This window comes from Kitasatospora sp. NPDC056327 (assembly GCF_042261735.1).
GTDB lineage: Bacteria > Actinomycetota > Actinomycetes > Streptomycetales > Streptomycetaceae > Kitasatospora.
In genome coordinates this window covers 11,297-33,010 of the sequence record NZ_JBHJRC010000060.1, presented here as the reverse complement: position 1 = coordinate 33,010, position 21,714 = coordinate 11,297, and the positions used below count along the sequence as shown (strand labels likewise).

Annotated in this window: 15 protein-coding genes; all 15 read left to right on the top strand. The window is 74.2% G+C overall.

The window, feature by feature from the left end:
* The first annotated feature begins 239 nt into the window (after positions 1-239).
* On the top strand, positions 240-392 hold the full coding sequence (locus ACFCX4_RS11940) for a hypothetical protein (RefSeq protein WP_376141022.1): 153 nt from the start codon (positions 240-242) through the stop codon (positions 390-392).
* Positions 393-1,531: 1,139 nt separating this feature from the next.
* Positions 1,532-3,034, top strand: a complete 1,503-nt coding sequence (locus ACFCX4_RS11935) for a sugar transferase (protein WP_376141026.1) — start codon at positions 1,532-1,534, stop codon at positions 3,032-3,034.
* Positions 3,035-3,197: 163 nt separating this feature from the next.
* Complete coding sequence (locus ACFCX4_RS11930; protein WP_376141020.1) at positions 3,198-4,514, top strand: nucleotide sugar dehydrogenase; 1,317 nt, start codon at positions 3,198-3,200, stop codon at positions 4,512-4,514.
* Entirely contained in the window at positions 4,504-5,769 is a 1,266-nt protein-coding gene (locus ACFCX4_RS11925) for a glycosyltransferase family 4 protein (RefSeq protein ID WP_376141018.1), read from the top strand. Before ACFCX4_RS11930 ends, ACFCX4_RS11925 begins: the two co-directional genes overlap by 11 nt.
* The gene (locus ACFCX4_RS11920; RefSeq protein ID WP_376141016.1) at positions 5,766-7,202 is read left to right on the top strand and encodes a polysaccharide biosynthesis protein; all 1,437 of its coding nucleotides are present in this window, start codon (positions 5,766-5,768) and stop codon (positions 7,200-7,202) included. The genes ACFCX4_RS11925 and ACFCX4_RS11920 overlap by 4 nt, the downstream gene beginning before the upstream one ends.
* Positions 7,199-8,725, top strand: a complete 1,527-nt coding sequence (locus tag ACFCX4_RS11915; protein WP_376141014.1) for a polysaccharide biosynthesis protein — start codon at positions 7,199-7,201, stop codon at positions 8,723-8,725. The genes ACFCX4_RS11920 and ACFCX4_RS11915 overlap by 4 nt, the downstream gene beginning before the upstream one ends.
* A 3-nt stretch (positions 8,726-8,728) precedes the next feature.
* Positions 8,729-10,663: an asparagine synthase (glutamine-hydrolyzing) gene (asnB, locus tag ACFCX4_RS11910; protein WP_376141012.1), complete on the top strand. Its 1,935-nt coding sequence runs from the start codon at positions 8,729-8,731 to the stop codon at positions 10,661-10,663.
* A gap of 69 nt (positions 10,664-10,732) precedes the next feature.
* Positions 10,733-12,928, top strand: coding sequence for a bi-domain-containing oxidoreductase (locus ACFCX4_RS11905; protein ID WP_376141010.1), 2,196 nt, complete (start codon positions 10,733-10,735; stop codon positions 12,926-12,928).
* Positions 12,925-14,874: an alginate lyase family protein gene (locus ACFCX4_RS11900; protein WP_376141008.1), complete on the top strand. Its 1,950-nt coding sequence runs from the start codon at positions 12,925-12,927 to the stop codon at positions 14,872-14,874. Before ACFCX4_RS11905 ends, ACFCX4_RS11900 begins: the two co-directional genes overlap by 4 nt.
* Positions 14,875-14,888: 14 nt before the next feature.
* Positions 14,889-16,421, top strand: coding sequence for a right-handed parallel beta-helix repeat-containing protein (locus ACFCX4_RS11895; protein WP_376141006.1), 1,533 nt, complete (start codon positions 14,889-14,891; stop codon positions 16,419-16,421).
* 1 nt (position 16,422) lies between these two features.
* Positions 16,423-17,739 (top strand): O-antigen ligase domain-containing protein, encoded by a 1,317-nt coding sequence (locus tag ACFCX4_RS11890; protein WP_376141004.1) that lies wholly within the window; start codon positions 16,423-16,425, stop codon positions 17,737-17,739.
* A 2-nt stretch (positions 17,740-17,741) separates the two neighbouring features.
* Positions 17,742-19,016, top strand: a complete 1,275-nt coding sequence (locus ACFCX4_RS11885; RefSeq protein ID WP_376141002.1) for a glycosyltransferase — start codon at positions 17,742-17,744, stop codon at positions 19,014-19,016.
* Complete coding sequence (locus ACFCX4_RS11880) at positions 19,017-20,252, top strand: class I SAM-dependent methyltransferase (RefSeq protein ID WP_376141000.1); 1,236 nt, start codon at positions 19,017-19,019, stop codon at positions 20,250-20,252. It begins immediately after the preceding gene.
* Positions 20,249-21,067, top strand: coding sequence for a glucose-1-phosphate cytidylyltransferase (locus tag ACFCX4_RS11875; RefSeq protein WP_376140998.1), 819 nt, complete (start codon positions 20,249-20,251; stop codon positions 21,065-21,067). The genes ACFCX4_RS11880 and ACFCX4_RS11875 overlap by 4 nt, the downstream gene beginning before the upstream one ends.
* Positions 21,064-21,711 (top strand): PIG-L deacetylase family protein, encoded by a 648-nt coding sequence (locus ACFCX4_RS11870; protein WP_376140996.1) that lies wholly within the window; start codon positions 21,064-21,066, stop codon positions 21,709-21,711. Before ACFCX4_RS11875 ends, ACFCX4_RS11870 begins: the two co-directional genes overlap by 4 nt.
* Positions 21,712-21,714 lie beyond the last annotated feature (3 nt).

The following is a 21,714-nucleotide window of genomic DNA, read 5'->3' as shown; positions in this document are numbered from 1 at the left end:
GGGGCCCGGCCCTCCGGCCGGGCCCCGTCGGCGTGTCGGCCCCGGCCTCCGCCGGTCACACCCGGCACACCTGATGCTCACCAACCGACAGGCCTTCAAACAGCAGGCAAACAACGCCGAGTGACTGGGAAATGGTGAGCATGTCTCAGCTGGTGGTGTAGAATCATAGGCAGAGAGGGGGCCTTGAGGCCGATGCCGAAGCCATCGGCGGGCCCTCGCCGACAGGGGGAACGACGACCGTGAACTACCACCTCGACACCGCGCGCGCCATCATCGACGAGCGGATGCGGGAGGCCGAGCAGCACCGCCTCGCGCACGCGCTGTACCTGAAGAACCGCGCCGAGGCCAAGACCCGCCGGGCGCGCCTGCTCCTGTCCCGCCTCGGCGGCTGAGCGCCGCCCCGGCGGACCGTCACCCCCGATGTGACGGCCCGCCCGCCCACCGGCCGTCCGCCGGCCCGCCGACCTGACAGCAGGTCGGCGGAGCCCCGCGGGCGGCCTTCTCGCGTCCGCCCGCACCCTTCTCCCCGTCGACCGGTGAGCACGCCCGGACGGCTCCCCCGCACACGCCGCCGGCCCGGCCGTTACACCGCCCCGCCCCGCCCCGGCCGGGCGTCCCGGCCCACGTCGCCGACGGCCCGACCGCCGCGGAACACCGGCCCCGCGGAACCGTCCACAGAATGTCCTTTCGGAATCCGGGCGGGCCGCGACCGTCCGCACACGCTCCTGCGCCGGGCACGGCCGCGGCCGCACCGGCCGGCCGCCGGACGCGCACCGGCTCCACGGCAGCCGCACACCCGCCGTTCCGCCGACGTGCGCTCCCGCGGCGGCCGCGCCCGCCCTGCTCGGGCGGGGCGTACGCCGGCGGACGGACGGCCCGGCCCGTGCTCCCCGCCCCGCCCCTCCCGCGGACCCCGGCCACGGCCCGGCCACGGCCGTGCCGGCGCCCGCGGGAGGCTCCGGCACGGCCGGTCCGCGGATCCGGGAATTACCCGTCCGCACAGGTCATCCCGCACGCCGTCACCTCGGAGAACCCGGCGTAAGTGATCATTCTGTGGACCCGGCATCAAATTTCGAGCGCGCGTTTCACATATCCCTCTCTTTGGAGCGCCCGCATGCTCTAGATTGATTTCGCTGCCACGGCCGGACACGAGTGACGCACGACGATCAATGGGTCCGGCACCGCGGACCGCAGGTGGTCGCGTCCGCCGGGGCAGACGTGGGGGTGATCGATTCCCCGGCGCCCGAGCCCGGGCTCCGGGCGTTCGGAGCACCGGCCGGCAGCGTCCCGCGCACCTCGGGGCTCCGGCCGGGCGCGCGTGTCCGCCGGCGCCTCGGCGGAGTGTTCAACCAGCGCTGCAGTGGCCGGATTTGGCATGCGCGGGAGAGGGGTCTCCCGCGGTCAGGAACAGCGCGGAACAACGGGAGGCGGGGGCTCCCGAGGGGAGGAACAGCGCGGGAGGCACCGCCTCCCGGGGGGAGGAATCGTGTGGAGCGAGCACGTCGAACCCACGGGTGACCTGGAACGGACCGTGGAGCAGGGGGAAGAGGAAATGGTCCGCCCGTTTCCGTCGGCGCAATCACCGCAAGCGACGCGGCAGCGCCCGGTAAACGCGAGAATCAGCCGGATCCGGATCGACTGGGAACAGCAGTACCGTCGTGCCGTGATCATCAGCGATGCGGTGGCCACCGCATTCGTGGTCGCGGGGATAGGCGGCTTCTTCGGAGTTCGGGACGCGGCCGACTGGCACGAGAAATGGGGAATTCTCGCCTTCGGCACCGAGCTGCTGGTGCTCGGCGCGCTGGCGGTCACCCGGGCCTGGGCACCGGCCGTGCTCGGCCAGGGCGCCGAGGAGTTCCGCCGGCTGGGACGCTCGCTGTTCACGGCGGCCGTCGTCCTGGCCCTCGGCGGGATCGCCCTCACCTCGCACAACATCAAGCTCTGGATCTTCGTCGCGATCCCGGCGATCACGCTCGTCACCATGACCGAGCGGTACCTGCTGCGGGTCTGGCTGCACCGCAGGCGCAACGAGGGCCGGTGCCTGCGCCCGGTCCTCGCCGCCGGGAGCCCGGCGACCGTGCGCGACCTGATCGCCCGGACCCGCAAGTACCCGCACCTCGGCTGGAAGGTCGAGGCGGTGTGCACGCCGTACGCGCTCGGACCCGGCGGCGACCGCCTGGACGGCGTGCCGGTCGTCGGCCGGCTGACGGACGTCGCCAACCACGTCCACCGCGACGGCTACCGGGTCGTGGCGATCACCCCGGACCCGTACTGGTCGCCGGACCGGCTCCAGCGGCTGGCCTGGAACCTGGAGAACGGCGAGGCCGAGATGGTCGTGGCCCCCGTGCTGATGGAGGTCGCCGGCCCGCGGCTGCACGTCGACGCGGTCCTCGGCATCCCGATGCTGCGGGTCAGCATGCCGGCCTTCACCGGGGGGCCCCGGGCGGTCAAGGCGGTCGTCGACCGGCTGGGCGCCGCGGTGCTGCTCGTCCTGTTCGCGCCACTGATGCTCTTCGTCGGCCTGCTGGTGATGGCCGACAGCCACGGCGGCCCGTTCTACCGGCAGCACCGGACCGGCAAGGACGGCCGGCAGTTCACCCTGGTCAAGTTCCGCACCATGGCGGTCGGGTCCGACCGGGCACGGGCCGAGCTGGCCGAGCTCAACGAGGGCGCCGGACTGCTGTTCAAGCTCCGCCACGACCCCCGGGTGACCAGGGTGGGCGGGGTGCTGCGCCGGTACTCGATCGACGAACTCCCGCAGCTCTTCAACGTGCTGGCCGGCTCGATGTCGCTGGTCGGTCCGCGGCCCCCGCTGCCGGAGGAGTCCGCCGCCTACAACCCGGACATCCGGCGGCGGCTGCTCGTCAAGCCCGGACTCACCGGTCTGTGGCAGATCAGCGGACGCAGCGACCTGCCCTGGGACGAGGCGGTCCGGCTGGACCTGCGCTACGTGGAGGACTGGTCGCTCGCGCTGGACGCGGTGATCCTCTGGAAGACGCTGCGGGCGGTGCTCCGGGGCCAGGGGGCCTACTGATGCGGGGAACGCACGCGCCGCACGGGACGCGTGCGGCGCACGGAACGCACGAGGTGCACGGAATGCGAAAGGCGCGCGGGGTGCGCGCGGTACGTGGGGGGCGTCGTTCCATCGACGCGCGGACGGCCGGCCACAAGGGCCTGCCCGAGGGGAGGAACGGGTCATGAGGATCAGTGTCCTGGGGCTCGGTTACGTGGGCTGCGTGTCGGCCGCGTGCCTGGCCAGCCTGGGTCACGAGGTCATCGGGGTGGACGTCAACCAGGTGAAGGTCGACCTGGTCAACGACGGCAAGGCCCCGGTGGTCGAGGAGCGGATCGGCGAGCTGACCGCCGAGGTCGTCCGGACCGGGAGGCTGCGGGCCACCACCGACGTCCGTGAGGCGATCATGGGCAGCGAGGTGTCGCTGGTCTGCGTGGGCACGCCGTCGGAGGCCAACGGCAGCCTGTGCACCACCTACCTGGAGCGGGTCACCGAGCAGATCGGTGCCGCGGTGGCCGAGCGGGGCGGGCGCCAGACCGTCGTGTTCCGCAGCACCATGCTCCCGGGTACCTGCCTGGACCTGCTGGTGCCGATCCTGGAGAAGTACGCCGGCGGTACGGCCGGGGTGGACTTCGGGGTCGCGGTCAACCCGGAGTTCCTGCGCGAGGGCACCAGCGTGAAGGACTTCTTCGACCCGCCCAAGACCGTCATCGGCGAGCTGGACCGGGCCAGCGGCGACGTCGTCGCGGCGCTCTACGAGGGCCTGCCCGGCGAGGTCTTCCGGGTGCCGGTCCCGACCGCCGAGGCGATCAAGTACGCCGACAACGCGTTCCACGGCCTGAAGATCGGCTTCGCGAACGAGCTGGGCGCCGTCTGCCGGGCGCTCGGGGTGGACTCGCACCAGGTGATCGACGTCTTCCTGGCCGACCGCAAGCTGAACATCAGCCCCGCCTACCTGCGGCCCGGCTTCGCCTTCGGCGGCTCCTGCCTGCCCAAGGACCTGCGCAGCCTGGTCCACGCGGCGCGGCGGGCCGACGTCGCGGTGCCGATCCTCTCCCACGTGCTGCCCTCCAACGCCGAACACCTCCAGCGCGCGGTGGAGTTGGTGGAGCGCGCGGGCCGGCGGCGGGTGGGCCTGTTCGGCCTGTCCTTCAAGCCCGGCACCGACGACCTCCGCGAGAGCCCGCTGGTCGAGCTGGCCGAGCGGCTCTTCGGCAAGGGCTACGACCTGCGGATCCACGACCCCAACGTGAACCTCTCCCGGCTGCTCGGCGCGAACCGCGAGTACATCGAGACCCGGCTGCCGCACCTCGCGCAGCTGCTCACCGACTCGGTCGACGAGGTGATCGAGCACGCCGAGGTGTGCGTGGTCGGGACGAAGGACCCGGCCGTGCTGTCGGCGCTGCCGCACGGCGACGGCACGGTGATCGTCGACCTCGTCCGCCTGCCCGACGCCGAGGCGCGCCGGACCGAGCCGGGGTACGTGGGCCTTGCCTGGTGACGCGCTGAGCGCCGACGGGCACGGCCGTCGCGCGCTGGTCCTGGTGGAGAACCTGTCGGTGCCCTTCGACCGCCGGGTGTGGCAGGAGTGCCGGACGCTGCGGGACGCCGGCTGGACGGTCGACGTCATCTGCCCGCGCGGGAGCAAGCGGGACACCGAGGCGGAGGCGGTGATCGACGGGATCCGGATCCACCGGTACCCGCTGCGCGCGGCCACCGGCGGGCCGGCCGGCTACCTGCGGGAGTACGGGTCGGCGCTGTGGCACACGCTCCGGCTGGCCCGCCGGGTCGGCCCGGTCGACGTGGTCCACGCCTGCAACCCGCCGGACCTGCTCTTCCTGCCCGCGCTGTGGCTGAAGCGGCGCGGCGCGCGGTTCGTCTTCGACCAGCACGACCTGGTGCCGGAGCTGTACCTCTCCCGCTTCGACCGCGGCGAGGACCTCCTCTACCGGGGCGTGTGCGCGCTGGAACGGATGACCTACCGCGCCGCGGACGTCGTGCTCGCCACCAACGAGAGCTACCGGGACGTCGCGCTGCGCCGGGGCGGCCGGCGGCCCGAGGACGTCTTCGTGGTGCGCAGCGCGCCCGACACCGAGCGGTTCCGGCCGGTGCCGCCGGAGCCGGAGCTGAAGCGCGGCAAGCCCCATCTGCTGTGCTACCTGGGCGTGATGGGGCCGCAGGACGGCGTCGACTACGCCCTGCGGGCGCTGGCGAAGCTGCGCGACGAGGTCGGCCGGACCGACTGGCACGCGGTGTTCGTCGGCGGCGGGGACACCTTCGACGCGATGGTGGAGCTGTCCCGGCGGCTCGGGCTCGCGGACCAGGTGCAGTTCACCGGGCGCGTCCCGGACGCCGACCTGGTGCGCTACCTGTCCACCGCGGACGTCTGCCTCTCCCCCGACCCGAACAACCCGCTCAACGACGTGTCGACGATGAACAAGGTCCTCGAATACATGGTGATGGGCCGGCCGATCGTCTCGTTCGACCTCCGCGAGGCGCGGGTGTCCGCCGGTGACGCGGCCGTCTACGCCCCGCACGACGACGAGTCCCGGTTCGCGGAGCTCGTCTCGGAGCTGCTGGACGACCCGGACCGGCGCGCCGAGATGGGCAAGCTGGGCCAGGAGCGGATCAACGGGCCGCTCGCGTGGCGGAACTCCCAGCGTTCGCTGCTCGCCGCCTACGCCGCCGCCTGCCACGGCCGTGCCCCGGTGTCGGCGGGCGGCCCGGGCCGGGCCGGGAAGAGGCCGCGCCGTTGAGCGACGAAGCGATACGCCTGGTCACGGTGGGCCGGATCATCCGCCGCCGCTGGCGGGTGCTCACCGTGCTCGCCGTGCTGGGGGCGCTCGTCGGCTACGGCGGTTCGCTGCTGTTCCCGCCGAAGTACACGACCTCGGCCTCGGTGCTGCTGCCGGGGGCGTGGCAGGAACGCGAGCTGATGACCCAGGCGCAGATCGCGTCCAGTTCGGTGGTGCTCGACAGCGCGGCCGCCGCGATCGGCCGGCCCGGGGTCGACGGCGCCGCGCTGCGCGAGCGGGTGACCGCGACCGCGGCGGACGGCAACATCATCAAGATCTCGGGCACGGCCGACACCCCGGAGCAGGCGCAGCAGCTCGCCGACCAGGTGGCCCAGCAGTTCGTCGCGTTCGCCGCCCGGATCGCGGGCGGCGGCACCGACGCCGAGGCGGCGCAGCCCCAGGCGCTGCGCCAGCTGGTGGCGCAGGCCAGCCGCCGGATCACCGAGCTGGCCGACTCGGCCGATCCCGGGCAGTCCGTGGAGAGCGTGCAGACCCGCACCGAGCTGGCGAAGCTGCGCAGCGCGCTGCAGGAGGCCGTCAACAAACTGGAGCAGGTCGACCCGGCGGCCGGCAAGGCGAACATGGTCGTGATGGGGGCGGCCGCCCGGCCGACCGCCGAGGCGCCGCCGACGGTGGTCCAGCTGGTCTCCGGCGGGGCCCTGCTGTTCGTGCTGGCCGGGATCATCGGCCATCTCGCCGCCGCCCGGGCGAGCCGGCGGCTGCGCACCGAGCCGGAGATCGCGGCGGCACTGGGCGCGGCGCTGCTGGGCACCGTCGACGTCCCCGGCGAGCGGGGCGCACGGCGGACGGACGACCGCGGCCCGCGGGCCCTGGTCCGCCGGCTGCTGGGCCTGGACGTCCGGTGGGACCTGCCGGCTCCGCACGCCTCCGGTGACGAGGACGGGCGGCAGCTCCGCCACCGGCGGGTCCTCGCCCGTCTGCGTGAAGAGCTGCCGTCCGCCCGGGAGCTGCTGGTCGTCGTCCCGGACGGCGACCGGACGGCGGCGCTGGCCGCGGCCCGGCTCGCCGTCGAGGCGGACGGCGAGCCGCTGCTGCGGGTGGCCGGGGTGCCGGTGTCCCGGCCGCTGGTGCCGGACCGGGACGGCGAGTCCGGCGCCGTGGTGGTGACCAGCGCGGGCAGCTGGACCGCGGTGGAACTCGCCGGTCTGACCGGGGCGTGCACGGACGCCGGGCACGAGGTCGTCGGCGTCGTGGTCGCCGCCGCGGTCCGGGCCCCGTCGAAGCGGTCCGGCCGCCGGCGCCCGGGCGGCGGCGTGCCGGAGCTCACGGAGGGCGCCGTGCCGGCGCTCGTGGGGGCCGGGGCTCCCGCGCTCACGGACGGTGCCACGCCGGCGCTCGCCGTCGGCGACGACACGGGGAGAGGCACGGGGTGACGACGAGTTCGACATCGGGGTCGCCGGCCGCGCCCCTGGTGGACCTGCAGGGGCTGGTGGTCGCCGTCCGCCGGCGGCGGCGCTTCTGGTGCTGCCTGGCGACGGTCGGGCTGCTGGGCGGTTCGGCGGCGGGGGTGCTGATGCCGGCGCCGCCGAGCGCCGTGACGACCGTGCTGGTCGCGCACCAGGCGGACACGCCGAACGATCCCGGGACGCTGATCCGCACCGACGCCGCGCTGCTGCAGACCGTGGGGATCGCGGGCGCGGCGCTCAAGGCCGTCGGTTCCGCCGACAGGCCGACGGACTTCCTGGCGGACTACACGGCGCTGGGCCTGACCAACAACCTGCTGCAGATCACCGTGCAGGCGCAGAGCGAGGCGGAGGCGGTGGCCCGGGCCAAGGCCCTCGCCGAGGCGTTCGTGGCCGACCACGTGCGGCGGCTCAAGGAGACCGCGGACGCCGAGGCCAAGTCCCTGCTCGAACAGCGGGACCGGATGCAGGGGGAACTCGCCCAGGTCAACCAGGAGATCGGGGACACGCCGCCGCAGAGCGGCCCGAAGGCGTCCGCGCGGCTGGAGGCCCTGTACGCCAGCCGGGCCGAACTCACCTCGCGGATCGCCGACTTCAGCCGGCGCGCCGCGGAGGCGAACGTCGGCACGCCCCGGCTGGTGGCCGGCACGCAGATCGTGGACGTCCCGCACGCGGTGCGGGTGTCCCGGGCGAAGACCGCCGCCACCGACGCCGCGATCGGGCTCGTCCTCGGGCTCGTGGTCGGGATCACCTGGTCGGCGATCAGCGCGGTGGTGGCGGACCGGCCGGTGCTGCGCCGGGACATCTCGGCGCACCTGGGCGCCCCGGTCGTCGCGGAGCTGCGCCGGGTGCCCGGCCGGCAGCGCGGACGGTGGCAGCTGCGGCGGACCAGGGAGGCCCGGACCAGGCTCACCACGACCCTGGCCCGGCTGGTGCGGGGCTCCGGGGAGCCGGTGTCGCTGCTGGATCTCGGGTGCGCCCGCACCACCGGTGCGATCGCCCTCGACCTCGCCCGGGCGCTGGCGGAGGACGGCCCGGTGGTCGTCGTCGACGGCCTGCCGGGGCCTCAGCTCGCCAAGCGGCGCCCGGAGGCGGACGGCCCCGCCGTGGTCCGCGCCGAGCAGGCCGGGGAGCCGGCGCCCGGGGAGCGCCGGATCGGCGTCGGCTCGGTGGCGCCCGGCACCGCCTGGACCGATCTGCGCCACCTCGGCACCCGGACCGTGCTCGTGGTGCGGGCCGGGCGCGCCAGTGCGGCCTGGCTGCACACCGTGGCGCGGCAGCTCGCCGACCAGCGCGTCCCGGTGCTGGGTGTGGTGCTGGTCGACCCCGACCCGCGCGACCGGACCGACGGCACGCCGTGGGGCGGGCCGCGCACCGTGACGCGCGGGCGGTACGAGCGGCCGGTCCGGCAGAACGGGACGGGCCGCCGGCGGACGGGGCGCACGACGTTGTGGACCACACGGGTCCCGGACAGTGATCAGGAGGTGCGGTAGGACATGTGTGGCATCGCGGGCACGTACCGGTGGCCGGACGGGAAGGTCGTCACCGACCTGCTCACCGACACCCTCGCCCACCGCGGCCCGGACGGCGCGGGCCGGTACAGCCACCCCCTCGGCGACGGCGAGGTGCACCTGGGGCACCGCCGGCTGGCGATCGTCGACCTGTCGGAGACCGGCGCCCAGCCGATGGTCTCCGACGGCCTCGTCCTGACGTACAACGGCGAGCTGTACAACGCGCCCGAGCTGCGCGCCGAACTGACCGCCGCCGGGGTGCGCTTCCGCGGCACCTCCGACACCGAGGTGCTGCTGGAGGCCTGGCGGCGCTGGGGCACGGACTGCCTGCCCCGGCTGCGCGGCATGTTCGCGTTCGGGATCTTCGACGAGCGGACCGGCGAGCTGGTGCTCGCCCGCGACCAGCTCGGCATCAAGCCGCTGTTCCTGGTCCGGCGCGGCGAGGGCCTGGTGTTCGCCTCCGAACTCAAGGCGCTGGCCGCCGCCACCGGCGGGTCGCTGGAGGTGGACCACGCGGCGATGGTGGCCTCCCTGCTGTACTACTGGGTGCCGGACTCCCGGTGCGCGTTCCGCGAGGCGGAGAAGCTGCCGCCGGGGAGCTGGCTGCGCTGCCGCCCCGACGGCCGGGTGGACCGGGGCCGGTTCTGGCACCTGCGGGAGGTCGCGGCCGAGGGCCGGGAGCGGGCCCGCAGCGGGGAGCTGCCGGACCTCGCGGCGGTCGTCGAGGAGTCGACCCGGCGTCACCTGCTCTCCGACGTCCCGGTGGCGACCTTCCTCTCCGGCGGGCTGGACTCCAGCTACCTGACCGCGCTGGCGGCCCGCGACCGGCCCGGGATCTCCGCCTACACGATCGGGTTCCGCCCGGAGGACGCCAGGTTCGAGGCGATGCCGGACGACCTGCGCTACGCCCGGCAGGTCGCGGAGCGGTTCGGCGTGGACCTGCACGAGATCGAGATCGCCCCGGACGTGCTGGACCTGCTGCCGCGGATGACGTACCACCTGGACGAGCCGATCGGCGACCCGGCCGCGATCAACACCTTCCTGATCTGCTCGGCCGCCCGGGAGGCCGGGGTCAAGGTGATGCTCTCCGGGATGGGCGCCGACGAGCTGTTCGCCGGCTACCGCAAGCACCTGGCCAACCAGCTCGCGCTGCGCTACCAGCGCGTCCCGCGGCCGCTGCGGCGCGGTCTGTTCCGGGCCGTGGACCGGCTGCCGGTCGCCACCGCCAGCCGGGGGTTCCGGTCGGTGCGCTTCGCCAAGCGGTTCCTCTCCTTCGCCGAACTGCCGGAGGAGACGGCGTTCCGGCGCAGCTACACCATGTACGACCGGGAGGAGCTGCTCGGTCTGATCGACCCGGACCTCGCCGGCACCGTCGACGACGTGCTGACCGAGCACGCGGACGTCTACCGGGACAACGACCTCGACGACTTCGTCAACCGGATGTGCCTGGGCGACGCCCGGATGTTCCTGCCGGGCCTGAACCTGGCGTACACGGACCGCTCCAGCATGGCCGCGTCGACCGAGGTCCGGGTGCCGTACGTGGACGTGGAGGTGGTGCGGGCGGCGTTCGCCGTGCCGGGCGACCGGAAGATCGTGGGGCGCCAGGGCAAGGCCGTCCTCAAGGAGGCGGCCACCTCGGTGCTGCCCCGGGAGATCGTGTACCGGCCCAAGGGTCTGTTCAGCGCCCCGCTGCGGGCCTGGATGAGCCGGGACCTGGCGCCGCTGGTGCGCGAGGTGGTGAACGACGGCGAGCTGGTCCGTTCCGGGTTCCTGCGCCGCGAGGCGCTGGCCCGGATGGTCGCCGAGGACGCCGCCGGGCAGCAGGACTTCTCCAAGCACCTGTGGCACGTGCTGACCCTGGAGTACTGGTACCGCGGCGCCACCTCCGGCGCCGGCCACGGCACGCACTTGACGGCGTAGCGCGCATCCGGCGCGGCACGCACCTGACGGCTCGGCGCAGTTGACGGCAGAGGAACAAGGGGACTTGCGGTGAAACAGGTTGTGCAGAACTACAAGAGCGGCGAGCTGTCGGTCCTGGAGGTGCCGGTCCCGGGGTGCAAGCCGGGCGGTGTGCTGGTCCGCAGCGCCTTCTCGCTGATCTCCACCGGGACCGAGCTGATGAAGGTCTCCGAGGCCGGGATGTCGATGGTGGGCAAGGCCCGCTCCCGTCCGGACCAGGTGGCCAAGGTCATGCAGAGCGTGGCCGTCAACGGGCTGCCCGCCACCTACCGCAAGGTGATGGGCAAGCTGGACTCCTACACGCCGCTGGGTTACTCCCTGTGCGGGGTGGTCGAGCAGGTCGGTGCCGGGATCGACGACGTGAAGGTCGGCGACCTGGTGGCCTGCGCGGGCAACGAGCACGCGCTGCACGCCGAGCTGAACTGGGTGCCGAAGAACCTCTACACCCCGATGCCGGACGGCCTCGCGCCGCGTCACGCGGCCTTCGGCACCGTCGGCTCCATCGCCCTGCAGGGCGTCCGCCAGGGCGAGCCGCAGCTGGGCGAGGTGTCACTGGTCATCGGCCTCGGGCTGATCGGACAGCTGGTGGTGCAGCTCCTCGTCGCCGCGGGGGTCCGCGTCGTCGGGGCCGACCCCGACCCGGCGCGCTGCGAACTCGCCGAGCGCCTGGGTGCAGCGGCCTGCGGCGATCCCGGGTCGGCGGCCGTGGAGAGCGCCGTCGCCGAGCTGACCGCCGGTCACGGCGTGGACCACGTGTTCCTGGCCGCCGGCGGCGGCAGCAACCAGCCCGTCGAGCTGGCCGCCCGGCTCTGCCGGGACCGCGGCCGGGTGGTCGACATCGGCAAGTGCCGCCTGGACCTGCCGTGGAACGCGTACTACGAGAAGGAGCTGGACGTCCGGTTCTCCCGCTCCTACGGCCCCGGGCGCTACGACCCGGAGTACGAGCTGGAGGGCCGGGACTACCCGATCGGCTACGTGCGCTGGACCGAGCGCCGCAACCTGGCGTGCTTCCTCGACCTGATGGCGCGCGGCCGGGTCGACGTGGAGCCGCTGATCTCGCACGTCGCCGACTTCGACGACGCCGTCGAGACCTACCGGCGGCTCAAGGACGGCGAGCTGAAGGCCGTCGCCGTGCTCTTCCGCTACCCCGGGAGCCCGGAGGGGACGACGCCGGAGCCCCCCTCGGTGGCGGTGCCCGCGGTTCCGGCGGCGCGGCGGGCCCCGGGCGGGTCCGCCCCTGCCCGGCCGGCCGGCGCGCCGGTGCGGCTGGCGTTCGTCGGGGCGGGGAACTACGCGACCTCGATGCTGCTGCCGCACCTGGCGCAGCGCGACGGCGTCGCGCTGTCCACGGTCGTCACCACGACGGCGCTGTCCGCGGCCAACGCGCAGCGCAAGTTCGGCTTCGCGCAGGCGACCACCGACCTGGACGCGGTGCTCGGTGACCCGGCGGTCGACGCGGTGTTCGTGGTCACCCGGCACAGCTCGCACGCCGACCTGACCCGCAGGGCGCTGCTCGCCGGCAAGACGGTGTTCGTGGAGAAGCCCCTGGCCCTGACCGAGGACGAGCTGGCCGGGGTGCTCGCGGCGGTCGAGGAGTCCGGCAACGACCGGCTGCAGGTCGGCTTCAACCGCCGGTTCGCGCCGCTGCTGCGGGAGGCCCGGAGCCGCTTCGGCACCCGGAGCGGCCCGGCGAACCTGCGCTACCTGGTCAACGCCGGCCGGCTGCAGCACGGCAGCTGGTACCTCCAGCAGGGCAGCGAGGGCTCCCGGTTCGCCGGCGAGGGCGGGCACTTCATCGACACCGCGAGCTGGCTGCTGGAGGCCGACCCGGTCTCGGTGTACGCGGTCGCCCCGGCCGGGAACGAGGACCTCCAGGTGGTGCTGCGCTACCCGGACGGCTCCACCGCGACCCTCAGCTACGTCACCACTGGTGCGCCCGGCTTCCCCAAGGAGACCCTGGACCTCGTCGCGGACGGCAAGGTGCTGAGGCTCGACGACTTCGTCCGCGCCTCGGTGTACGGCCGCAAGCGCTGGGTCAGCTCGCGGCTGCCGAAGGCCCGGGACAAGGGCCAGGAGGCCGAACTGGCGGCGTTCGTCAAGGCCGTGCGGACCGGCGGGCCGATGCCGGTGCCGCTGGAGTCGCTGGTCGCCACCACGGCGGCCACCCTCGCGGTGCAGGCCGGCCTGGCCGCCGGGGCGCCGGTGTCGCTGGTGGGCGCGCGATGACGATGAGCGCGGGCTGGTACCTGCGCCGGCTGTCCCGGATGGGCCCCCGGGAGATCGGCGGCCGGGCGGGCGACGCGGTGCGACGCCGCCGGTGGCGCGCGGCTCCGCCGCACTGCCCGCCGGTCACCGGCGCCCGGTTCACCGCCGTGCTGCCCGCCGGGGCGCTCGCCGCGGTGCCGCCGGACGCCGCCAAGCGCCTGGCCGCCGAGGCGGACCGGCTGCTGGACGGTCACGCCGAGTTCTTCGGGGTGGACCGCGACGACCTGGCCGGGCCCGACTGGTCGCGGGACCCGAAGACCGGCCGCCGGGCACCGGGCGGCTACGCCTTCGACGTGCCGTACCGCGACGAGGACGCGGTCGGGGACATCAAGCAGATCTGGGAGCCGTCCCGGCACCAGTACCTGACCGTGCTCGCCGCCGCCTACGCGGTCACCGGGGACGAGCGGTACGCCGAGCGCGTGGCCGCGCACCTGCGGTCCTGGTGGGAGGCCAACCCGCCGCTGCGCGGCGTGCACTGGATCTCCGGCATCGAGCTGGGCATCAGGCTGCTGTCCTGGGTGTGGATCCGCCGGCTGCTCGACGGCTGGCCGGAGGCGGCCGGGCTGTTCGAGGACAACCCGGTGGCGCTGAACCAGATCTGGCACCACCAGCGCTGGCTGGCGGCCTTCCCCAGCCGCGGGTCCTCGGCGAACAACCACGTCGTCGCCGAGGACGCCGGGCAGCTGGCCGCGGCCTGCGCGTTCGACTGGTTCCCCTCCTCGGCCCGCTGGCGGGCCGGGGCGCTGCGGTCGCTGGAGCGCAACCTGCGCGCCAACACCTTCCCCTCCGGCCTCAACCGCGAACTGGCCTCCGAGTACCACGGGCTGGTCCTGGAGCTCGGCTTGGCCGCGCTGGCCGAGGCGGACGCCGCCGCCGTACCGGTCCCGGCGACCGTCCGGCTCGTCCTGCTGCGGATGACCGACGCGCTCGCGGCCGTCGTGGACAACCGGCTGCGGCCCCCGCGCCAGGGCGACGCGGACGACGGACACGGTCTGGTCCTCGACGGCGCGGGCACCGACCGCTGGGGCTCGCTGCTGGCCACCGGGGACGCCGTGTTCGGCCGGCTCGCCTGGTGGCCCGAGGTGCCCGGCACGGACGTCCGCACCCCGCTGCTGGCCGCGCTGCTGCGGCCGTACGGGAGGAACGGGGCGGTGACCCGGCCGGCCGCCCGGCCGGCCCACTTCGCCGACGCGGGCATGACCGTCCTGCGCGGTCCGGAGGAGATCTGGTGCCGCTGCGACGGCGGCCCGCACGGCTTCCTGTCCATCGCCGCGCACGCCCACGCCGACGCGCTGTCCGTGGAGGTCCGGCACGACGGGGTCGACGTGCTCGCCGACCCGGGGACGTTCTGCTACCACGGGCAGCCCGAGTGGCGGCGGTACTTCCGGTCGACACTGGGCCACAACACCCTGGAGCTGGACGGCGCCGACCAGTCCGTCTCCGGCGGCCCGTTCCTGTGGACCCGGCACGCCCGCACCCGGGTCCTGGCCGCCGAGGCCTCCGGCGAGGGGCCGGCCCGCTGGTCCGCCGAGCACGACGGCTACCAGGACCGGGTGCACCGCCGCCGGGTGGAGCTGACCGCCGCGAGCCGGGAGCTGCGGATCGTCGACGAGGTGCGCGGTCCGCGCGGCGCCGTGCGGCTGGCCTTCCACCTCGGCCCGGCGGTCACCGCGGACCTGACGGGGAACCGGGCGGTGCTGAGCTGGACCCGCGACGGCGAGGCCCGCTCCGCGGTGCTCGACCTGCCGGAGCAGCTCTCCTGGCGGGCGCACCGCGGCGAGAACGACCCGCCGCTGGGCTGGTACTCCCCCGGCTTCGGGCGCAAGGAACCCGCCACCACGCTGGTCGGCACCGGGTTCGCCGACGGCGGGCCGGGGTTCACCACCGTGCTCGGGTTCCGCGGGTAGAGGGGGCGGAGCGGGTGGGAACGGAGAGGCGGCGCGCGTGGGCGGCGGCGGTGGCGCCGGCGCTGGCCCTGCTGGTGGCGACCGGCTGCACGGGCACGCCGGACACCCCGGCGGTGCCGACCGGCACACCGACCGTGCCGCCGGCCGCGGCCGCGGCCCAGGTGTGCGCCAACCCGGCGGCGGGTCCGGCGACCGCGCCCGCGGGCGCGGTGACGGTCGACCCCGCGGTGGTCGACGACCTGGCCGCGAAGACCAGGGACAACCCGCCGCGCACCACGTTCTGGCTCCTCCCGGGCACCCACACCCTGGAGGCGGACCGCTACGCCCAGGTCATGGCCAAGGAGGGGAACACCTACGTCGGCGCGCCCGGCGCGGTGCTCGACGGCCGGCGGACCAACAACTACGCGTTCAGCGGGACGGCGCCCGACGTCACCATCCGCCACCTGACCGTGCAGGGCTTCGTCGCGCCGCACGACGAGGGCGTGGTCAACCACGACATGGCGGACGGCTGGGTGATCGAGCACACGACGATCCAGGACAACTCCGGCGCCGGGCTGATGGCCGGTGCCCGCCAGCAGCTGCGCGCCAGCTGCCTGCGCCGCAACGGGCAGTACGGGATGAACGCCTACAAGACCGGTGACTCCATCAAGGGCCTGGTGGTCGAGGGCAACGAGGTGGTGGGCAACAACACCGAGGACTGGGAGCGGCAGCGGCCGGGCTGCGGCTGCACCGGCGGCATCAAGTTCTGGGCCGTCGACGGCGCCGACGTCCGCGGCAACTGGGTGCACGACAACCGCGGCCCCGGCCTGTGGGCGGACAACAACAACAACGACTTCCGCATCGAGAACAACCTGCTGGAGGGCAACGACGGCGCCGCGCTGGTCTACGAGACCAGCTACAACGCGGTCGTCCGGGACAACACGATCCGGCGCAACACCTGGGTGGAGGGCCGCCGGCACGCCGACGACGGCGACAACTTCCCGTACGCGGCCGTCTACCTCTCGGAGGCGGGCGGGGAGCCGCGGATCCCGGCCCGCACGGACCGGATCGAGGTCTACCGCAACGTGCTGGAGGACAACTGGTCCGGCATCACCCTGTTCGAGAACGCCGACCGGTTCTGCAACAGCCCGGCCAACACCTCGACCGGCTACTGCACGCTGCTGGTGAAGGACACCGCACGGTGCGCCGAGCCGGGCATCGACACCGCCCCGCTCTACGGCGACTGCCGGTGGAAGACCCAGCGGGTGGACATCCACGACAACAGCTTCACCCTCGACCCGTCGGTCGTCGGCTGCACGGCGCTGTGCGGCCGGATGTCGGTGCTCTCCAACTACGGCACCTTCCCCGACTGGTCACCGTACAAGGGCAAGCTGGTGGCCGAGGCGCTGGCCCACCAGCAGGAGAACCGGTGGCACGACAACGCCTACCGCGGCCCGTGGAGCTTCGTCGCCGACGACCCCGACCGGCCGCTCGACCCCGGGAAGTGGCAGGGCGCGCCCCACCAGCAGGACGCCGGAAGCACCTTCGCCCCGCAGGCGGGTGGCTGAGATGGCGAGGACACCGACGCGCGGCGCCCCGGCGGGCGGACCGGGGACGGCGCTCCCGCGGCCCGCCGCGGCCGGCCCGGCGCGCACCACGCCGAAGGCCGTCTGGATCGTCTGGGCGCTCCTTGGCCTCAACACGCTCGGCTCCGCCGGGGCGAAGACCGTCGTCCGGCTGCCCCGCTCCCTCATCCAGATGGCCACCATGGGCGCGCTGGTCTCCGCGTTCGCGCTGGCGCTCGCGCTCAACCCGAGGCTGCGCGTCCGGGCCAGCGCCTTCCTGTTCCTGCTCAGCCTGCTGCTGGTGCCGAGCCTGATCTCCTCCCTGCGGCTGGAGGTCGGGGGCGGCGCGCTGTTCCGCTGCGCCCGGCTGACGATCTTCGTCGCCACGCTGTGGCTGCTCAGCCGCTGGTGGGACGACGGGATGCTGTTCGTCCGGACCCACATCCGGATGTACTTCGCGGTGCTCGTGTCGGTGGCCGCCGGGCTGATCATCTCGCCGGGCACCGCGATGCCCGAGTACTACGGCGGGCGGCTGGTCGGCGCGCTCTGGCCGCTCACCCCGCCGCAGATCGGCCAGTACTCCGCGGTGATCGTCGGGCTGACCGTGCTGCTCCTGCTGGACCGCCGGGTCACCGGGAGGAGCGCGGCGTTGGTCATCGTGCCGACCCTCGTCCTGCTCGCGATGACCCACACCCGCACGGCCACCGTCGGGCTGCTCGTGGGCCTGACCCTGGCGATCGGCTCGCTCCTGCTGACCAGCGCCGCGGCCCGCCGGTTCTTCGCCTGGGCGGTGGTGTGCGCCACGGTGGCCGCGGTGGCCTTCGCCTCCGCCCTGCAGTCCTGGTTCATGCGCGGGCAGAGCCAGGAGAACTTCTCCAACCTCACCGGCCGGGCCAAGGTCTGGGACGCCCTGCTGACGGAGCCCCGGACCCTGCCGGTGAAGGTGTTCGGCATCGGCCTGGGCGACAAGTCGTTCGGCGGCCTGCCGATCGACAACAGCTGGCTGGCCGTCTACAACGAACAGGGCCAGGCCGGCATCGTCCTCGTGGCGGCGATCCTCCTCGCGCTGGGCGGCGTCGCCCTGCTGCGCCCGCCGTCGCTGCCGAGGGCCTGCGCGATCTTCCTGATCAGCTACGTCGCGCTCTCCTCGTACACCGAGGCCGGGCTCGGCGACGCCTCGCCGTACCTGCTCCACCTGGCCCTGGCCGCCGCGCTGCTCGCGACGCCCCCGCCGGCCACCCCCTTGACGACGCCCCTGACGGCGCCCGCGGTCCCGCGGCGACGTATCCCCCGCCGGGACCGGAACCGGGAGGTCACCTGACCATGCACGTCCTCGTGGTGCACAACCGTTACTCCTCCGCACAGCCGAGCGGGGAGAACCGGGTCGTCGATGAGGAGGTCGCCCTGCTGCGCGCGGGCGGCCACCGGGTCGGCCTGTTCGAGCGGCGCAGCGACGACATCGCCGCCAGGTCGCTGCCCGGCAAGGCCGCGGTGCCGCTGCTGGTGCCGTGGAACCCGGGCGCCCGGGCGGAGCTGGCCGCGCGGCTGCGCGCCGAGCGGCCCGACGTGGTGCACGTCCACAACGTCTTCCCGCTGCTGTCGCCGGCGGTGATCGCCGCCTGCGCGGACGCGGGGGTGCCGGTCGTCGCGACGCTGCACAACTACACCCAGGTCTGCCCGCCGGGCACGCTGCACCGGGACGGCCGGGCGTGCACCGAGTGCGTCGGGTCGGTGGCCGCGCTGCCCGCCGTCCGGCACGGCTGCTACCGCAACTCCCGGCTCGCGACGGTGCCGCTGGCGGTCAGTCTGACGGTCAACCGGCGGCGCTGGTGGTCCGGCGTGGACCGGTTCTTCTGTATCTCCGCGACGCAGCGCGACATCCTGGTACGGTCCGGAATGCCGGCCGAACGGCTGGTGGTGAAGCACAACTTCGTGCCCGACCCCGGCATCCGCCGGACGGACGCCGGCGAGCACCTGCTCTTCCTCGGCCGGCTCACGGAGGCCAAGGGCGTGCGGCTGCTGATGGCCGCCTGGGACTCGCTCGCGGCGGACGGCGGCGTGGGCGTGCCGCTGGTGCTCGCGGGCGCGGGGCCGCTGGAGTCCGAGGTGACCGCCTGGGCGGCGGGCCGGGAGGACGTGCGCTACGCCGGGCTGTACGACCCGGAGCAGGTCCGGCAGGCGGTCGCGCGGTCGGTCGCCGTGGTCGCGCCGTCGATGTCCCAGGAGACCTTCGGCCTGGTGGTCGCGGAGGCGATGGCGGCCGGGGTCCCGGCCGTCGGCGCCGCCCACGGCGCCTTCACCGAGCTCGTCGAGGACGGGGCGACGGGCCTGCTGCACCGGCCGGGCGACGCGGCCTCGCTCGCGTCCTGCCTGCGCCGGATCACGGCCGATCCGGCCGGAAACCGGGAGATGGGCCGGACCGCCCGGCACCGGTACGACCAGTCCTTCAGCCCGGCCGTCGGGCTGGAGCGGCTGGTGGAGGGGTACCGCTCCGCGATCGCGGGCCGGTCCGGCGGCGCCCAGGGCGCGCCGCCGGTGGGGAACACCGACACTGACCCGCGCGGGGGCACCCGCGCGGGCGGGAAAAGGGGGCAGTAGATGACACGTTGCCGACTCTGCGGCTCGACGGCGCTGGGGAGCGTCGTCGACCTGGGGGCGACCCCGCCGTGCGAGAGCTTCCTCGCCGCGGACCAGCTGGACCGGCCGGAGCCCACGTACCCGCTGCACCTGCGGGTCTGCACCGACTGCTGGCTCGCGCAGATCCCCCCGCTGATCACGCCGGAGGAGACGTTCACGCAGTACGCGTACTTCTCCTCGTACTCGACCTCCTGGGTGGAGCACGCGCGCACCTTCGTCGCCGACGCCGTCCCGCGGCTGGGCCTGGGCCCCGACTCCTTCGTGGTCGAGGTCGCGAGCAACGACGGCTACCTGCTCCGCCACGTGGTGGACCGGGGCATCCGCTGCCTGGGCATCGAACCGTCGGTGAACGTCGGCGCCGCGGCGCGCGACGCCGGCGTGCCCACGCTCACCGAGTTCCTGGACCCGGCCACCGGCGAGGCCGTGCGCACCGAGCACGGCCCGGCGGACCTGGTCGTGGCCAACAACGTCTACGCCCACATCCCCGACGTGGTCGGCTTCACCCGGGGCCTGCGCGCCCTGGTCGCCGACGACGGCTGGGTCTCCATCGAGGTGCAGCACCTGCTGACCCTGATCGAGGAGAACCAGTACGACACGATCTACCACGAGCACTTCCAGTACTACACGGTCGCGTCCGCGGCCCGGGCGCTGGAGAGCGGCGGCCTCACCCTCGTGGACGTCGAACTGCTGCCCACGCACGGCGGTTCCATCCGGCTGTGGTCCCGGCCCGCGGAGGCGGCCGGCGAGCCGAGCCGCCGGGTCGCCGACGTGCTGGCCCGGGAGAAGGCCGCCGGGCTGCAGGAGCTGTCCGGGTACACCGAGTTCTCGGCCCGGGTGGCCAGGGTCCGCCGGGACCTCCTGCGCTTCCTCGTCGAGGCGGCCGACCGCGGCGAGACGGTCGTCGGCTACGGCGCCCCCGGCAAGGGCAACACCCTGCTCAACCACTGCGGCATCCGGCCCGACCTGCTCCCCTACACGGTCGACCGGAACCCCTACAAGCACGGCCGGTTCACCCCCGGCACCCGCATCCCGATCCTGCCGCCCGAGCAGATCGCCACCGACCGGCCGGACTACGTCCTCGTCCTGCCGTGGAACCTGCGGGCCGAGCTGATCGAGCAGCTGTCCTTCGTGCACGAGTGGGGCGGCCGGCTGGTCTTCCCCATCCCGGAACTCAGCATCGTCGAGGTGAAGCCGTGAAGGTCGTCCTGTTCTGCGGCGGTTACGGGCTGCGCATGCGCAGCGGGGCCTCCGACGACGTGCCCAAGCCGATGGCGATGGTCGGCCCGCGGCCGCTGATCTGGCACGTGATGCGCTACTACGCGTACTTCGGGCACACCGACTTCATCCTCTGCCTCGGCTACGGGGCCCACCACATCAAGGACTTCTTCCTCAACTACGAGGAGACGACGTCCAACGACTTCGTGCTCCGCGGCGGGAAGACCGAGCTGCTGTCCACCGACATCGCCTCCTGGACGATCACCTTCGCCCAGACCGGCATCGAGTCGCCGATCGGCGAGCGGCTGCGCCGGGTGCGCCACCACCTGGACGGCGACGAGATGTTCCTCGCCAACTACGCCGACGTGCTCACCGACGCCCCGCTGCCGGAGATGATCGACGCGTTCTCCCGGCGCGACGCCGGCGCGTCGATGATGGTGGTCCCGCCGCAGTCCTCGTTCCACTGCGTGGAGCTCGGCCAGGACAACCTGGTGGACGGCATCACCGCGGTCAGCGAGCTGCCGCTGTGGGAGAACGGCGGCTACTTCGTGCTCCGCCAGGAGGTCTTCGACCACATCCCGGAGAACGGGGACCTGGTCGGCGACGGCTGCACCCAGCTGGCCAAGCGCGGCCGGCTGGTGGCGCACCGGCACCGCGGCTTCTGGAAGCCGACCGACACCGTGAAGGAACGGGCCGCGCTCGACGAGGCCTACACCCGGGGCGACCGGCCGTGGGCCGTCTGGGAGCGCGACGGCGCGGCGGCGGCGCCGGCGGGCGGCGCGGCGGTGACCGGGTGATCGGGCTCGGCGCCGGCCGCCCGGACCGGGTCGTCGCCCTCGGGGCGCACTGCGACGACATCGCGATCGGCGCCGGCGGCACGCTGCTGACGGTGTGCCGGGCGCGGCCGGGCCTGCGGGTCGACGCACTGGTGCTCTCCGGCGGCGGCGGCGAGCGGGAGCAGGAGGAGCGCGACGCGCTCGCCGCCTTCTGCCCGGACGCCGACCTGCGGCTGACCGTGCTCAAGCTGCCGGACGGCCGGCTGCCCGCGCACTGGGACGAGGCGAAGGCCGCGGTCGAGGAGCTGCGCGGGCGCACCGACCCGCAGCTGGTCCTCGCGCCGCGCACCGAGGACGCCCACCAGGACCACCGCGGCCTGGCCCGGCTGGTGACCACCGCCTTCCGCGACCACCTGGTGCTCGGCTACGAGATCGTCAAGTGGGACGCCGACCTCGGCCGGCCGACGGCGTACCAGCCGCTGTCCCCGGAGGTCGCCGAGCAGAAGGTGCGGCTGCTGCAGGAGCACTACCCCTCGCAGCGGCACCGGCCCTGGTACGACCGGGAGGCCTTCCTCGGGCTGGCCCGGATCCGCGGCATCGAATGCCACGCGCGCTACGCCGAGGCGTTCGCCGTCACCAAACTCGTTCTCGACCTGGAGGGATGAACC